The sequence below is a fragment of the Larkinella harenae genome, assembly GCF_054780515.1.
Window position 1 is genome coordinate 1,563,791 of the sequence record NZ_BAAGWE010000001.1, and the last position, 16,058, is coordinate 1,579,848.

The window sequence follows — 16,058 nt, forward strand, 5'->3', positions numbered from 1 at the left end:
AGTCTGATGGCTGAATGGTCACCGGAATGTAAAAACCGGAAATGCTTCTCCTGCGCCAAATTCGCTCCGATCCGGTGGCAATTCCATAAAACCGTTGCAGCGCAGCAGGTTGGCATAGTCGGCCGAGCCGCTGCCCGGCAATGGTTCGGCCTGCCAGACGCCCTCACCCGTCAGGGATAAACTCACGGGTACGAAATAAGTTAGCTTGGGGGCAAACGAAAGGCCACGGCTCAACTGCGCAACCGGCGGCTCGCCCACGGGTAAACCCAGCGAAGCCTGGAGCCAGGGCAGCAGATAACGATACGCGCACAAAAAGGTTGAAACCGGATTGCCGGGAAGGCCAAAGGCCACCTTGCCCTGGTCGGATGAGCCGAACCACAACGGTTTTCCCGGTCGCTGGGCAACCTGATGAAACCGTTGGCGAACGCCAAGTTGCTCCATGACGCCGGGCACAAAGTCGGCCTTCCCGGCCGAAACCCCGCCACTCAGCACCAGCGCATCGAAGTTGTCCAGAATGGGTTTCAGCTTGGTCAGCATCGTGTCTGCTTCGTCGGGGAGGTGCAACAGGACGGTTTCGGCTCCGGCGTTTTGCAAAACCGTTTGCAGCAAATAGGTATTGGAGCGACGAATCTGATAGGGTTTGGGCGTTTCGGCCACATCGACCAGCTCATCGCCGGTTGAGATCAAGGCGATGCGGGGCCGTTTGCTGACCAAAACCGTGGCTTTTCCGACGGATGCCGCCACGGCCATTTCTGCCGGTCCCAGACGCGTTCCGGCGGTTACCAACTCTTCGCTCTGCTTCCGGTCCGTTGCCTGGTGGTGCACGTTCTGCCCCTTCTCGACGGTATCAAGCAGAATCTGGGCCATGCCATCCGTGTTGCGCATGTCTTCGTAACGAATCACGGTGTCGGCTCCGGCGGGGAGCATCGCGCCCGTCATCACCTCCACACAGGCGGTTTTGTCCGTCAGCGTTTGCGCGGGTTGTCCGGCAAACTGCGCCCCAGCTACCCGAAATTGGCGTTGCCCACCCAACCAGGCCGCGTAAGCAATCGCGATACCGTCCATCGAAACCCGGTCGAAGGGAGGCAGGTCACGGTCGGCACGCAGTGGCTCGCGGAGCACTCGCCCGGCAGCCGCTGCCAGCGGTATGGCTTCTGTCGGTACCGAAAGTGGATGATTCAGAACAACGGAATATGCTTCAGAAACGGAAATCATGGCCCTGTTTTTTTGCAAAAGAACAAAAAGCGCCTGCGCAAAAAACGCGGATGATCGAGAATTTACTAAAAACTTACAGAAATGAAGCAGGCTGACCTTTTTTAACCCGAACAGGTCTGGAAGACCCGTTCGGGTTGTATAGGCAGGCCGTAACTAGTCACGGTTTCAGTCTTCAATCAGGACTCCCATTTTGCCCATCCGAAAATCGCGGTAGGCTTCCATCACTTCAATCTCGTTGTTCAGTACAAAAGGACCCTGTGCAAGGATTTTCTCCCCAATCGGTTCGCCCGACATCAGCAAAAGCCGGGTGTCTTCGAGGGCTTCAATCGTAATGCCTTCCCCGTCGTTGTCGGGCACAACCATATACCGGGCTTTTACGTCCGTTTGCTCCCCAACGCGCAGTTTGCCGTCCAGCAAATACAGAAATGCGTTGTGGCTGCTGGGCAGCGGCAGGTAAATTTTGCCACCGGTTTTGAACACCAGTGTTGCTGCGTTGATGGGCGTAAAGGTCGGAATGGGACCTTTCAATCCCAGCAAATTGCCGGAAACGACATGGACCGTCACCAAACCATTGTCGCTCACGAAAGAAGGCGTTTCTTCGTTCAGCAGCGGATAATACGAAGGCTGGTCTCTTTTGTGTGCCGTGGGCGTATTGACCCACATCTGAATAATTTCCAGCTCGTCGGTCAGAGGCCGTTCGCTGTGCATGATGCCCAATCCGGCGTTCATCCACTGCGTACCACCTTCGTAGACGCTCCGGTCGTTGCCCCGGCTGTCGCGGTGACGCACCCCGCCTTTGAACACAAACGTTACCGGCGAAAACCCACGGTGTGGATGCGGCCCGACGCCCGCGTGCCGGGGTTCTTCGTTCTCTTTCAGAAAACTGTGTCCATGATGCAGCAACACGAAAGGATCGTGGTAAGGCAACTGAGAAGAGGGCAGTGGTTGCCGAACCCTGCTTTCCCCCATGCTAACCAATGGGGCCGGTATCAATTGCTGGATGGTGCGTTCCGTTTTCATTGTTATTGAATTTATAGTCATTACATTTAATGTATATACATTTAAATTAATAAAGAAGTTCCATCGCTTTTTTGAACCGTATACTAGTAAAATAGGGCGCAGGGCTTGGGGTTCCGATTCCCGGATTTCTTAATTTATTGGGGAATTTCTTGTCGGATTTAGAGAAAAATGCGTCTTTACAAACTCCTGTTAAGGCTCAGTCGTTTAAATATACAGGATCTTTTTTCAATAGTATGGTTGCCGACGTATCCGCTCAATTGCCTGCATCAACACCGACCGAATCCGCTCAACCCGTTACGGGTCATACCGGCGTTCATTATGAAATTTTCGTACGCGCTTTCTGCGATTCCAACGGGGATGGCATCGGGGATTTGAATGGTGTGACCTCGAAACTGGATTATCTGAAAGAGTTGGGCGTTTCGGCTATCTGGCTCATGCCCATCAATCCGTCGCCCAGTTACCACATGTACGACGTGACGGATTATTACGGGATTGCGCCGGAATACGGTACGATGGACGATTTTCGGCGGTTGATCCGGGAAGCCCACGAGCGGGGCATCAAGGTTATTCTGGATTTTGTGATCAATCACACCAGCCGTCGGCATCCGTGGTTTCTGGAAGCCTGCAAGAGCAAGGATAATCCGTACCACGACTGGTATGTCTGGATGAGTCAGAAAGAGATCGATGCACTGAATATTGCTACCCGCGAGATCACGGCCGATTCGCAGGAGAAGAACCCGTGGCATCGCGTGCCGGGCGCGCCGTTTTCCGAAAAATACTACGCGCTGTTCTGGAGCGGTATGCCGGATCTGAATTACGATAATCCGAAGGTTCGGGAAGAGATTTACAAAGCCGGAAAATTCTGGCTGACCGATGTGGGCGTCGACGGTTTTCGGCTGGATGCTGCGCGGCATATTTACCCGGATTGGGAAGAGCCGAAAAACCACCAGTTCTGGGAGGAGTTTGGCCGGGAAATGGAATCCGTCAAACCCGGTGTGTATACCGTGGGGGAGGTCTGGACGCGGGCCGAGCGGATTGCTCCTTATTTTCGGGGACTGAAGGCTAATTTCAATTTTGACCTGAGCCTGGCCCTGCAGGAAATACCGTTCAAGGAACGGGATACGGCCGGAATCGTGTCAATGTTGCTGCATAACCACGCGGTTTTTGGGGAAGTTAATCCGAACTTTATCGATGCCATTATGCTCTCTAATCACGACCAGACGCGGATTGGCAGCTTTTTGAATGGCAACCAGAATCACCTGAAAGTAGCGGCTAATCTGCTGCTGACGTTGCCGGGTAATCCATACATCTATTACGGGGAAGAAATCGGGATGCTGGGAACTAAGCCCGACGAAAACATTCGAGAGCCGTTTCTGTGGAGCACCGACAAAAAAGATCCGCACCGTTCGCGCTGGCGTCGGGCCAAGTACTCGACCACCCAAACCGTAACGCCCCTGGCCCAGCAGCAGGCCAATCCGGCTTCGCTTTTCAATCATTACAAACGGCTGATTCATTTCCGCAACAGCCACCCGGTGCTGAACGATAACCTGAGCAAGCTGGAAGCCAGCGGAATTCAGCACAAAAACGTAATCGTCTTTACCCGTAAATCCGGTGATCGGTCGATCCTGATTATCCACAATCTGACCAAACGCGGGCTGGATGTCGTGATTTACCCATCCGAAGTGGCCGAAGGCAAAGAAATTATTCTGGATACCGTTGGGGACGCCAAGCTGATCGAAGGGGGGAAAGTGCGAGTGCCGGGATACGGGTGTGTCGTGCTGGAATGAACGTTTTTAAAGGCTTTTCTTTTGTAACCTCCTTTTTATCTGTATATTAACAGGTATTTTAGGCGACAAGCAAGGGCCTGAAAAACAGGATAATGGAAAAGATTTACCTGTCAAGACGCTACCTACGAAAGCCTTTCCGGGCTATTCCTATCCTGCTAGTCGTTCTTATCGGTATCGAGGTGGTCAGCTGGTTGGCAAACTATGATCAAAAGTGGGCTGCGATGCGTTCGTATAATGGAATCATTAGTTATGTATTTGTTTTTATACGGACCGGTATTCTCCCTGAAATCGTTACGCTGCTGCTCCTGACGACCCTGCTGAATGTTAGTCATCCGCTGTTTAGAATCAAGGAAATTGATAATTCGTTTTTGGCAATTCTTCGCTACGAGCTTCGTTTTTTGCCGGTTATTCTGGTCTCTTTTCTGTTCTTTTATCCTTTTACCCAAACCCTTCGCTACCTCTTGGTGCATTTTCCCGACTATGCTTTCGAGGTTTATTGGGAAGAATATATGCTTGGTACCTACTCGTGGCGGCTGTATGCACTTTACCTGATTCCTACCTTCCTGATCGGCTACGGCATTCTTACAGTGTCTTTATTCTCTGATCTGCTGAAAAATCGGCGGGAGCTTCATGTACAGTAAAGCAATTGCTCGCGTCGCCGGACAGCTCAGTTCGCTTTTTTCTGTATCCACCAATGGTAAAACCGCTTCATTGATAAAATTAAGCCCATGATCCCGGCTACTAGTGTACCGTTCCAGGCCAGCCGGGGGCTTCCCAAAAAGCAGAGGACTGAAGCAAAGAGACACAATAGGGCGCACCCCAACGCCCACCAATGGGAACGCACTCTCAGGAGATAACAGAGGTACGAAGCGGCCAGGGTGACAAAAAAAGCGATGTTTAAAGGGCTCATAGAGGTGGTAATAGTTGAGAGAAATCTACGTTAGGTCAGCGTTTTCGCTGCGCTTTGTAAATCAAATTCCAGAAGACCGCCAGGAACAGGAGCCAAATCAATACCGGGGCCGCAAACTGACCATAATCAAGTGAATACGTTGCCGACATGAGGTCGTCCAGCGTGGTATGGTACAAAACCCGAAGTTGGTCGTTGGGTTTTAATGTCTCGTAATCCGTTTCGGTAATCGGGAAGACGCGCTCCTGATGCTGATAGCGGCAGGTGGCATTGTACCGGTATTGTTTAAAAAGCGCGCGCCGGGTGCTCTTGCCAACCCGATCCCGGTCGGTCGCCAGGATGGTGACTTCCATCGGCTGACCACTCAATTTGACGCGCTGATAATACCGATAATGCTGGACCATGTCATACGTGAAAAATACCGCTACCAGCGCCAGCACCACCACCAGAACCGTCTGCGCGATGGTTTGCAGGAATGGCCAGCCGGTAAACGATACGAGGATTCCGCTGGCCAAAAAGAATAAAAAGGTGGCAACAACCAGAAACCCGCCCAATAATTTATACGCCCCGCTGAAGTCGTTGACCGAAGACCACTTGATGAGTCGGGATATCCGATGATCCGGTTTTTGCTCGGCATGTGGCTGACGAAACGCATCACGACCGGGGTGATAAAGTAGCCGAACCGCGCTACCGACGCTAATCCAGGCCGAATCCAGTACGTAGCGGGTTTCGTAGGTTTTTTGCTGGTACGAAAAGTGCAGGTAAACCGTGTTGCCAACCATATCGCGCCAGGAGCGCTGGGTATAATCGGCATCGGCCACGGCTACTTCGACGAGCTGTCCCTCTTTCAAAAACAGGTTTTGCAACCGTTCTTCCTCGTAAGCGTGCCATAAAAACCAGGCCGCAATCGTCAAAATAGCAATCAGAGCCAGCGACGCGATCAACTGATAAAGCCGTCCTAAAAAGGTAATCGCAGAACGTATCATGGCGTGGTTGGTCAATAAGGAGTAGTCTAGTAATAAGCGGGTTAAGGCGTGTTTTGCCGGAATCTACGGTTTTGAAACGAAAATGCTGCCACGGTTTTGTGTAAACGGTTTGCGGACTGGTTTCGGAAAAACCGGCCCTTAATCCGAAACTGAGTAGCGTCAGCTTTTGTAATCCGACCCAACGAAAGCTATCTTTGCCAAACTTTTCCTCCTGATTCGCGCCATGCAACAACTCAGCGTCCGACACCTGCTGGGCATTAAGAACCTGACCGAGAACGATATTCAACTCATTTTGGAAACGGCTCGGGAGTTCAAAGACGTTATTAACCGACCGATCAAAAAAGTGCCGTCGCTGCGCGACATCACGATAGCCAACGTTTTTTTCGAAAATTCGACCCGTACGCGCCTGTCCTTCGAACTGGCCGAGAAGCGGCTTTCGGCCGATGTGGTTAATTTTTCGGCGTCGGGTAGTTCGGTAAAAAAAGGGGAGACGCTGCTCGATACCGTCAACAACATTCTGGCCATGAAGGTCGATATGATCGTGATGCGGCACAGCAGCCCCGGCGCTCCGCATTACCTTTCAGACCGCATCGATGCCAATGTTGTGAACGCGGGCGATGGAACCCACGAACACCCCACCCAGGCCTTGCTTGATTCATTTTCCATTCAGGATAAATTAGGGGAGGTGGCCGGAAAACGGGTCGCTATCATTGGCGATATTCTGCACTCGCGCGTGGCCTTGTCGAATATTTTCTGTCTTCAGAAACAGGGCGCGGAAGTGATGGTTTGCGGGCCTACTACGCTTATTCCGAAGTACATCAACCAGCTGGGCGTAAAAGTGAGCCATGATGTGCGGGAAGCGCTCAACTGGTGCGACGTGGCCAACGTGCTCCGGATTCAGCTGGAGCGGCAGCAGATCAAGTATTTCCCGTCGCTGCGGGAATACTCGCTGTATTATGGAATCACCAAAAAGATGCTGGACGAACTGGACCGACCGATTGTGCTGATGCACCCGGGACCCATCAACCGGGGCGTTGAGCTAACCTCCGATGCCGCCGACTCGCATCATTCCATCATTCTTGATCAGGTAGAAAACGGTGTAGCGGTGCGAATGGCGGTTTTATACCTGCTGGCGCAGATGACCAAATTTTAACGAAATCATACACGAACAAACCCGTTGTTGCGGCTTTCTATCCACAACAACGGGTTTGTTATTTTTCGTCTTTTTTACAGCTTAATCTGCGGGCCAATCGCCATGACTTCCTTATCGTGGTGGTGTTTCTGCACGCACTGATTGTCAAACAACATCGTGGCTCCGTTGGCGGGGGTATAGGCTTGCCAGGTTGGTATTCCTTTGTGATTCGGGTTGCCGCTACGGGCAAAATTAATCCACGACTGACTCATTTTATCGGCCAAGGTGTATGCTTCTTTCGTTCCGCCGGTCATTTCCTCGCACCGGGCAATGTTGTTGAACACAAATGGAATTTCCATGCAGTGAACCGCTTTGTACCGACCGTCCAGCACCGGCGACTGCCAGGTAAACAGGTACAGGTAAACCGGCGCTGAAGCGGCTGCCTTCACATCGGCCATGGTAATCGCGCTCCGGCGGAACATGCCGTCGATATCGAGTAAATCCGACGGTCGGGTGTCGGCTGGATACGCTTTTTTCACAGCTGAGATGTACGCATCGGTTTGGTCACCGTACATTTTTTCCAGGGCACTCCTGGCTTCTGCTGGCGTTAGGGCATTGCCATCCGGCATTCGCAGGGACGCCATAAATTCGTTCTTGGTCGATCCAATCAGCAAAGGAATCGTGCTGGAAATCGACTTTGCCGCCGGGTCGGTAGGCTGATAAGGCAGAACGCTGCCGTCTTGCGTGGGGCCCCACATCCAGCCAAAAACCGTCAGCGGTTTGCCTTCTGCCTTGAGTTGTTCCTGCACTTTTCGTACGGCTTGTTTACCGGCAGCTGCCAGCTTCTCGAACGGAACTTTTTGAATGTCATCGATTTGGGCTGGTTGCAGGCCCAGCTCTTCGAGAACGGCGGCACTGATCCGCCTGGTAACCGCCTGTTCGTGGAAGCTAAGGCCCAGACCTCCGCTTTGGATAACGGCTTTGTGAAAAAGACCCTTGGCCGATGGCGTGTTCAGCAGGGTGTTGACTTTGCCTCCTCCGCCGGATTGCCCAAAAATCGTGACGTTGTTTGGGTCACCGCCGAAGCGGGCAATGTTGGCCTTAACCCATTGCAATGCTGCCACCATATCCAGGATACTCGTATTAGGTGACGCTTTATAGTTATCGCCGTAAGCTGATAAATCCAGAAACCCAAGGATATTGAGTCGGTGATTGATCGAAACCAGTACCACATCGCCCTTCCGGCTGATGCTTTCGCCATCGTACGAAGGCAGTTCCTGCGAGGAGCCAGCCACGTGACCACCACCGTGCAGCCAGACCATCACGGGCCGTTTTTTAGAATCGTTGATGCCAGACGACCAGATATTCAGCCGCAGGCAATCTTCGCTGGGATAACCCCAGTCGTGATGGTACACAAACTCCGACTCATCCTGCACCGACGTGGTGGGGTCCATCAGGGGGCAAACCGGGCCGTAGCTCATCGAACTCCGAACACCCGTCCAGGAATCCGGTTTGGTAGGGGCCATAAACCGTTCTGCCTTGGCGTAAGGAATTCCCTTGAAGGTGAACGTATTGTTGTGAATGTACCCGCGAACTTTTCCCGCTTCGGTTTGCACAACTGCCACATCTTTTCCGGTTACCAGCGGGGTGGTGGCTTTTGGGGTCACCTGCCCTACACTCCGAAGAGGTAGGGCCAGGATGGACGCGGCAAAAAGTAAAACACTGATTTTCATACTAGGTTAGTGTAAAGGTTTGTTAAAAAATGATGGATTTAAAGGTCTTTAGGGGATGAGTACGCCATTCGCTTTCAGGATCTTGCTGAAAAATAGGAGCTGGTACGGTAAGGCATTTTCCCAATATTCCCAGGTGTGCGCGCCGGGGCGCTCCGTATAATCGTGGGGGGTCTGGTTTTCAACCAGTTGTCGGTGCAAATCCCGGTTTCCTTCAATCAGAAAATCATCCACGCCGATGTCGAATATCAACGGCAACCCGTTGGCTTTCAGGCGATCGGCCAGGGTGACCAGGGTGTAGCCGGGATACGGCGCATTGCCTTCTTTGGGTGGACCCAGCAAGCGGGCCAGGTTCTCCGCGCGGGATTTGGCAAATTCTGCGGGCACTTTCCAGGTGGCGGTATTGATGTTCATCACTCCGCTCATGCTGCCCGCAGCCGCGTACAGTTCAGGATGGCGGGACGATAGGAACATAGCGCCGTGACCACCCATTGAGAGGCCCGCAATAATCCGGCCTTTGCGGTCGCGGACGGTTCGGTAGGTCTGGTCGATTTTTTCGATCAATTCTTTGGAAATAAATGTCTCAAACTGACTGGTTTCCACCAGCGGGCTGTCAAAATAATAACTGGTAGGATCACCATCGGGCGTTACAATGATCAGGTTATAGTGGTCAGCCAACCGGTGCAGCAGCGTTTTATCGGGCGTTTTGGTCAGCCAGTCGCGGTAGCTACCCGTGCCACCGTGGAGCAGGTACAGCACCGGAAAATCGGGCGCGTTCCGACGGTTTTTGTGCTTGCTATAGCGATCCGGCAAGACCACCGTGGCCCGCAACGTCCGTTTCATGCTGGCACTGGCTACTTCGAGCGTATCGACCCGGGCACCAAAAACCGCGTAGGTAATGGGTAGAAAAGTGAAAATAAGGACTGCTAGAAGAAATTGTTTCATAGAATAGCAAGCGGTAAAGGTGGGAGCAAGGGCAAGTATATCCAGGGCTATACGAGCTTTACGTCAAAAGTACGGAAAGAATCAATGCGTCAAAAATACGGAAAGAAAATTTGTAACATTTTATGAATAAGTATGACCATCCGGCTTTCCGGCACTACCAGGAAATATCGGAGCAGTGCATTCATTACCTGTCCATTGACGGTGTTGTTTTTGGTTTTCACCAGAATCAGCTGAAAGTGTTGCTGTTGCGGTGGAAAGAGACAGATGCCTGGAGTTTACCGGGGGGCTTTATCCGCAAAACCGAGTCGGTGGATGCGGCTGCGCAACGTATCATGCAGGAACGAACTGGTTTGGACGCACTTTTTCTCCAGCAGTTTCACGTTTTTGGGGAAACAAACCGGTACAATCAGGAAGAAACCTGGCGCCGGATCAATCTGCCTATCGAGGGCGTCAATTGGTCGGAGCGAACCATATCGATTGGGTATTACGCCCTGGTTGACTATTCAAAAGTCGTACCGGCCCCGGATTTTCTGACGGAAGAATGCGGCTGGTGGAATCTGGAAGAAATCCCGTCGCTGCTTTTCGATCACAATCAGATTATTGACGTAGCCATTGCGTCCTTGCGAAAACAATTGAACGATCAGCCCATCAGCCATTTATTACCCGAAGCCTTTACAATTCCGGAATTGCAGCGCCTGCACGAAACCATTCTGGGATATCCGCTCGATGCCCGGAATTTTTACAAAAAAATGATGGCATCAGGCCAGTTGGAACGGCTTTCGGAGCGCCGGTTGGGCACGCCCCACAAGTCGCCTTACTTGTACCGCTTTGCGGGGCCGGCCGAAAAAGAAAACGGTGATGGATGAATAGTTTACATGTTTCAGGCTTTTTCCCATTTTTACCGGAAAATCGTTTTCCGTACCCAAATCCGTTTCGTTTCATGAAAGCATTTCTCCGTATCGTTGTTTTCTTTTTTTGCGTTTCCACCTTCTCAGGCTTTGCCCAGCCGGCGGTTTTTACACCCGCCAAAACACCCGCCGAGGTTGGGTTTTCAGCGGATCGCCTGAAACGAATTGATGCGGTGATGCAGGGGTTTGTGGATCAGGGCATGGCACCCAACGCCGTTACGTTTGTGGCCCGAAACGGCAAAATCGTTCATTACAAAGCGTACGGTTTCAGCAATCTAGAAAAGAAAACACCCTTGAAACGCGATGCTATTTACCGAATTGCTTCTCAATCGAAAGCGTTGGTGACGGTGGTGCTGATGACCTTGTTTGAGGAAGGAAAGTTCATGCTCGATGAGCCGATTTCCAAGTACATCCCTGCCTTCAAGAATCCGAAAGTGCTGGTGAGCGTTGACAAGGAGAAAGGAACCTACGAAACCCGACCCGCCAAACGGGAGATTACCATTCGGCAACTGTTGAGCCACAACGCCGGTATTCCGTATGACCATCCGCTGGCCGACCGGCCAGAGTTCAACGTGCCGTTTTTCAATTCATTACAACCTGATAAGCTGGAGGATGTCGTTAACCGGATTGCTGCTCGCCCGCTGACCAAAGAGCCCGGCGAAGCGTTCGTGTACGGATTAAATACCGACATTATTGGCCGCCTGGTGGAAATTCTGGCCCAGAAACCGCTGGATGTTGCCTTGCGGGAGCGGCTGCTGGACCCCCTTGGTATGGTCGATACGTATTTTTATTTACCCGCCAATAAAGCCAACCGGTTGGTAGAACTGTATTCGAAAAGCAGCGCCGACAAACCGTTGACGGTGCACGAAAACACGGCGTATCGTTCGTTTGCGGTAGAAGGGGCCAAAACCTATTTTTCGGGCGGGGCCGGGCTGGTCAGTACCGTCGAAGATTACGCCCGATTCTGCCAGATGATGCTCAACGGCGGAACCTTCAATAACAAGCGCATCCTGGGCCGAAAAACCGTCGAGATGATGCTGCGAAACCAGATTGGCGAAGCCGAAACCAGTGCTTATAAAGATAAATTCGGGTTGGGCTTCCAGTTGGTTACTACGGCGAGTAGCTATGGCAACGAAGCGAGCCCGGGAACGTTTGGCTGGGGGGGCATGTATTGCTCCGAATATACCATTGACCCGAGCGAGAACCTGGTTTTGCTGGTTTTTACCAACGTGCAGCCCTACACGCATTCGGCCGAGTTTCGGCGGAAATTCCGGATCACGGTTTATCAGGCGCTGGAATAAACGACTGCATGAACCTGCTGGCTTTTCGTTTTGCAAATCCTGCCCAGCGTACGTCGAGCACATCAGGCCAATGGTTGGTCCCATGTAACCCGATACGAAAGCACCGGTGCCGACGCTTTAGTTCCCTGTTTAATAAAAAACGGTAACACCAGATCGCGGAACCAGACCGCCACGGGATTCGTCACCATTTTCTGATTGCCCGTGCGCCGGGCTTGCCGCACAATGGCCTCAACCCGCTCTTTGCGAAGCTGCTCAAACCGGGCAAAAGCCTGTTCTGCCGCCGGCGCGTCGCGAAGGCATTGGGCCAGAACGGCGGCATCTTCCAGCGCCAGCGAAGCACCCTGTCCGGAATGGGGGGAGGTCGCGTGGGCCGCGTCGCCGATCAGGCAAGCCGGTCCCTGGTGCCAGGTCGGGAGCGAAGGCAGGTCGTAAACCGGCCATTTGCCAATTTCGCCCGGGGTTGATCGAATGATGGTTGGAATAGGTTCGTGGTCGCTGGCATGATTGCTGAGCAATCGTTGCCGCCAGGCTTCGTCAGAAATGGAGCGTAGCTCGTTACGTTTCGGTTCCTTCGGCCAGGCGACGTTGCTAAACCAGTACACTTCACCATCCGGTTTGGCAATGGAGCCGAAAAACGCTTTTTGGCCGAATGTCATCTGCATGGTGCCAACGGCTGGAAGAAGGGCTGGATCGCAGTGGGCAAAACCGCCACAATCGACCAGGCCGGTATAGGCCGGTTGTGGGGCGTTGGGAAACAAAAGCTGGCGGGTGCGCGAATGAATTCCGTCGCAACCGATCAGAAAGCGCCCGGTGGCTTCGGTTCCGTCTTCAAACTGGGCGGTTATCGGCTGATAAGGGCGGCTCTGTATACCGCTCAGTTTCTTGCCGAAATAGACGGGAATACTCCGCCGTATGGCTTCATCACGCAGGATACGGTGCAACTGCCCCCGTTTGATCATCACGTTATGGCTGCCAAACCGTGCTTTTTCGTCTTGACTATCGATGTGGGCCAGCGGCTTTCCCTTGCCGTTGAAAAACGTCATGCCTGCCGAGTGAAATCCGCGTTCTTCCAGCAACGGATCCAGCGCGAGGAGTTTCAGGATGTTGACGCCGTTGGGAGCCAGGTTCAAAAAGGCCCCGGCATCGTCCAGTCCGGCGGGCTGTGCTTCGTAAATTTCAGCGTCGATCCCGACTTTCTGTAAAAAAATCGCCATGACTGGGCCGGCAATGCCGCACCCGATGAGAATTGCTTTTCGAGAAGTTGTCATGTGGTGTTTGTCCGATTCCGTGTGGCAAAGCTAGAAGGGCCTGGTCCGCGATGCGCGGGCTTTTTCGTGAACCGACGGTTTTGGGCGATAAACATACAATCCGGGCCGACCGACTGGCGTTGTTTTATCGATGCATTCCTTTTAACTTTCTCTCAAACAACGACTCAAGCCATGAATCCACAAAAAACCGCATTGGTGCTGATTGAGTACCAAAATGATTTTACGTCGCCGGGAGGCACCCTGCACGATGCCGTAAAAGGCGTAATGGAATCGACAAACATGCTGGCGAATACGCAGAAGGTTGTTCAGAAAGCCCGCGAAGCCGGTGTTACCATCATTCACTCGCCAATCAGTTTTCACGATGGATACTACGAAATCACGGCTCATCCCTACGGGATTCTGAAGGGGGTGGTTGATAGCCAATCGTTTCGAAAAGGCACCTGGGGAGTCGAAATCATTGAGGAACTGAAACCGCAACCGGGCGACATCGTGCTGGAAGGCAAGCGCGGACTCGATGCGTTCGCTAGTACGAACCTGGACTTTATTCTCCGTAGCAAAGGCATCGAAACCGTGGCGCTGGGCGGTTTTCTGACCAACTGCTGTGTGGAATCAACCATGCGCTCCGGCTACGAAAAAGGCTTCGAAGTCATTACTCTGACCGATTGCACGGCTACGCTGAGCGAGGAAGAACAGAAGTTTGCCTGTGCGAAAAACTTTCCGATGTTTTCCAAGCCTATGACTCACGAGCAACTGGTGGAAGAACTTTCCGGAGAGACGGTTTCAACCGTTGAGGGGCGTGGTTATACGGCTTGAAAAAATGTTCCTTACCCCGGTGCGCCTTTCAACCGCGCTGTGAGCAAACGGCCGATCCGCCCGGATCGGCCGTTTGCCTTGGAGTACGCTACAAATTGTAACCACCCATTTTCAATAACCGTTGATTTGTTTAGCTTTAGTTCAAATTCGTAGCCTTTATGCCAAACCCGTGATGAAACCGCTTTCCGTACTTCTTGCCGTTGCCACGCTTGGTCTTTTTGTTCTTATTCCTAGTTCTTCGGCCACCGCTCAGGCCCGGCGCGGCACCGCCGAGCGCATCAAGGTGCATGGCAAAGGGTTGGAGGGCAACCTTTCCGGCGATTCGCCCGACCGCGATGTGTCGGTTTATTTACCACCCAGTTATAAAACCGACAAAAACCGCCGGTATCCGGTGTTATACCTCTTGCACGGTTTTACTGACAGCGACGACAAATGGTACGGATTTACCAAACACTGGATCAATCTGCCGGACGTGATTGACAAAGCCTTTGCCAACCCCGCCGTGCGCGAAATGATCGTTGTCACGCCCAACGCCTACACCCGGTTTTTTGGTAGTTTCTATTCCAATTCGGTTACAACCGGCAATTGGGAGGATTTTGTGGCTACGGAACTGGTGAGTTACATCGATCGCCATTACCGCACCATTCCGACGGCTGCCAGCCGTGGACTGACCGGACACTCGATGGGTGGGTACGGAACAATGCGCATCGGGCAGAAGCACCCGGAGATTTTTTCGAGCCTCTACCTGCTGAGCCCCTGTTGCATGAACGCGAACCTGACTCCAAACCGGAACGATGCCGCTACGGCCCGAATCGAGGCTGTTCAGACCATCGAGGAGCTGGAAAAAGCCGATTTCGGCACCAAAGCAGCCTTTTCGACAGCGGCTGCCTGGGCTCCCAACCCAACCAAACCGCCTTTTTATCTTGACCTTCCCGTGAAGGACGGCCAGCCGCAGCCAGCCGTTCTGGCCAAAATAGCCGCCAACGCTCCGCTGGCGGTGATTGATCAGTACATTCCGAATTTGAAAAAGTTGCAGGCCATCGCTTTTGACGCCGGTTCGAAAGATGCGGGCATTGCCGCCAGCATTAAGGTGCTGGCCAGCGTATTGAACGATTATCAGATCAAGCATACTTACGAAGAATACGAAGGGGATCATGTCAACCGGGTGGCCGAGCGCATTGAAAAGAACGTGTTGCCTTTTTTCTCGCAACACCTGTCGTTCGAGCAGCCGAAAAAGAAAAAATAGAATTCATTGCTCACATCATATCGGTTATACCCATGCTAATTAACATTCTGGTTGCGCTGGTGGCTTTGCTGCATCTTTATATTCTCTGGTTCGAAATGTTTGCCTGGACAACCCGAGGGCCGCAGATTTTTAAGAACTTTCCCAAACACCTGTTTCCGGAAACCAAAGCGATGGCGGCCAATCAGGGGTTGTACAACGGTTTTCTGGCAGCCGGGCTGATTTGGTCGCTGCTGATCAGCAATTCGGTGTGGCATTACAACGTCGCGTTCTTTTTTCTGGCTTGTGTGGCTGTTGCCGGCATATACGGCGCACTCACCGCCGACCGTAAGGTATTCTTCACGCAGGCACTTCCGGCGCTGGTCGCTATGAGCCTCATCCTGATTGAATGGTATGGGTAATTCTGATAGAACGGTTTATAATGAGCTGGTGCAGACCCGTTTGTCTGGCTGCGTATAGGCAAACCGTTTGAGGAGCTGGCCCGGTGGATGGGTTTTTTGGGTTGATGAATTGGCTGTTTGAAAGCCTGCCAACGGCCGACTTACAGTTCGCCTGGTTACACCCAGGCGAGTGGTCAAAACCGTTCTTCTTTCTTCTTTTCTTCAGGCGGTTGATTCCTCAAAAACCGCTTACTCCTTTTTTGTGCCTTCGTGATCTTGTTTTTAAGCTCCTGATTATTAGATAGTTATACCATAGACTAACAAAAGGTTTTCGTTGGCACCTATTTTGTAGGCTTCAAATTGCAACCAAATGGTATTGTTGTCATAGGATATAGAACGGATTGCAGCAAGAGTTATAATCCG

Annotated in this window: 14 protein-coding genes; 8 read left to right on the forward strand and 6 right to left on the reverse strand. The window is 52.3% G+C overall.

Features of this window, described 5'->3' with window-relative positions; all coding sequences use genetic code 11:
• Nucleotides 1-18: 18 nt before the first annotated feature.
• Together ACYVH9_RS06310 and ACYVH9_RS06315 are read right to left on the reverse strand one after the other, a co-directional pair.
• Entirely contained in the window at nucleotides 19-1,215 is a 1,197-nt protein-coding gene (locus ACYVH9_RS06310) for a molybdopterin molybdotransferase MoeA (RefSeq protein ID WP_460635449.1), read from the reverse strand.
• Nucleotides 1,216-1,380: 165 nt separating this feature from the next.
• The gene (locus ACYVH9_RS06315) at nucleotides 1,381-2,235 is read right to left on the reverse strand and encodes a pirin family protein (RefSeq protein WP_460635450.1); all 855 of its coding nucleotides are present in this window, start codon (nucleotides 2,233-2,235) and stop codon (nucleotides 1,381-1,383) included.
• Between the two features lie 233 nt (nucleotides 2,236-2,468).
• On the opposite strand from ACYVH9_RS06315, the gene ACYVH9_RS06320 reads away from it, so the two are divergent.
• Together ACYVH9_RS06320 and ACYVH9_RS06325 are read left to right on the forward strand one after the other, a co-directional pair.
• Entirely contained in the window at nucleotides 2,469-4,022 is a 1,554-nt protein-coding gene (locus tag ACYVH9_RS06320; protein ID WP_460635451.1) for an alpha-amylase family glycosyl hydrolase, read from the forward strand.
• Nucleotides 4,023-4,114: 92 nt separating this feature from the next.
• Nucleotides 4,115-4,663 (forward strand): hypothetical protein, encoded by a 549-nt coding sequence (locus tag ACYVH9_RS06325; protein ID WP_460635452.1) that lies wholly within the window; start codon nucleotides 4,115-4,117, stop codon nucleotides 4,661-4,663.
• A gap of 304 nt (nucleotides 4,664-4,967) precedes the next feature.
• On the opposite strand, the gene ACYVH9_RS06330 is transcribed toward ACYVH9_RS06325, so the two are convergent.
• On the reverse strand, nucleotides 4,968-5,915 hold the full coding sequence (locus ACYVH9_RS06330; protein WP_460635453.1) for a hypothetical protein: 948 nt from the start codon (nucleotides 5,913-5,915) through the stop codon (nucleotides 4,968-4,970).
• 223 nt (nucleotides 5,916-6,138) lie between these two features.
• On the opposite strand from ACYVH9_RS06330, the gene ACYVH9_RS06335 reads away from it, so the two are divergent.
• Nucleotides 6,139-7,068 (forward strand): aspartate carbamoyltransferase catalytic subunit, encoded by a 930-nt coding sequence (locus tag ACYVH9_RS06335; RefSeq protein ID WP_460635454.1) that lies wholly within the window; start codon nucleotides 6,139-6,141, stop codon nucleotides 7,066-7,068.
• A 74-nt stretch (nucleotides 7,069-7,142) separates the two neighbouring features.
• On the opposite strand, the gene ACYVH9_RS06340 is transcribed toward ACYVH9_RS06335, so the two are convergent.
• On the reverse strand, nucleotides 7,143-8,780 hold the full coding sequence (locus tag ACYVH9_RS06340) for a carboxylesterase/lipase family protein (RefSeq protein WP_460635455.1): 1,638 nt from the start codon (nucleotides 8,778-8,780) through the stop codon (nucleotides 7,143-7,145).
• Between the two features lie 48 nt (nucleotides 8,781-8,828).
• The gene (locus ACYVH9_RS06345) at nucleotides 8,829-9,722 is read right to left on the reverse strand and encodes an alpha/beta hydrolase (RefSeq protein ID WP_460635456.1); all 894 of its coding nucleotides are present in this window, start codon (nucleotides 9,720-9,722) and stop codon (nucleotides 8,829-8,831) included.
• A gap of 122 nt (nucleotides 9,723-9,844) precedes the next feature.
• On the opposite strand from ACYVH9_RS06345, the gene ACYVH9_RS06350 reads away from it, so the two are divergent.
• Both ACYVH9_RS06350 and ACYVH9_RS06355 read left to right on the forward strand, forming a co-directional pair.
• Nucleotides 9,845-10,588 (forward strand): NUDIX hydrolase, encoded by a 744-nt coding sequence (locus ACYVH9_RS06350; RefSeq protein WP_460635457.1) that lies wholly within the window; start codon nucleotides 9,845-9,847, stop codon nucleotides 10,586-10,588.
• Nucleotides 10,589-10,662: 74 nt separating this feature from the next.
• Nucleotides 10,663-11,931, forward strand: coding sequence for a serine hydrolase domain-containing protein (locus tag ACYVH9_RS06355; RefSeq protein ID WP_460635458.1), 1,269 nt, complete (start codon nucleotides 10,663-10,665; stop codon nucleotides 11,929-11,931).
• Nucleotides 11,932-11,993: 62 nt separating this feature from the next.
• Here ACYVH9_RS06355 and ACYVH9_RS06360 read toward each other — a convergent pair whose 3' ends face one another.
• Nucleotides 11,994-13,199, reverse strand: coding sequence for an FAD-dependent monooxygenase (locus ACYVH9_RS06360; RefSeq protein ID WP_460635459.1), 1,206 nt, complete (start codon nucleotides 13,197-13,199; stop codon nucleotides 11,994-11,996).
• 171 nt (nucleotides 13,200-13,370) lie between these two features.
• Here ACYVH9_RS06360 and ACYVH9_RS06365 point away from each other — a divergent pair, with 171 nt between their 5' ends.
• The 3 genes from ACYVH9_RS06365 (at nucleotide 13,371) to ACYVH9_RS06375 (ending at nucleotide 15,656) form a co-directional block, all read left to right on the forward strand.
• The gene (locus ACYVH9_RS06365; protein ID WP_460635460.1) at nucleotides 13,371-14,012 is read left to right on the forward strand and encodes a cysteine hydrolase family protein; all 642 of its coding nucleotides are present in this window, start codon (nucleotides 13,371-13,373) and stop codon (nucleotides 14,010-14,012) included.
• A gap of 172 nt (nucleotides 14,013-14,184) precedes the next feature.
• Entirely contained in the window at nucleotides 14,185-15,258 is a 1,074-nt protein-coding gene (locus ACYVH9_RS06370; RefSeq protein ID WP_460635461.1) for an alpha/beta hydrolase, read from the forward strand.
• A gap of 26 nt (nucleotides 15,259-15,284) precedes the next feature.
• Nucleotides 15,285-15,656: a DUF1304 domain-containing protein gene (locus ACYVH9_RS06375; protein WP_460636452.1), complete on the forward strand. Its 372-nt coding sequence runs from the start codon at nucleotides 15,285-15,287 to the stop codon at nucleotides 15,654-15,656.
• Nucleotides 15,657-16,058: the final 402 nt, after the last annotated feature.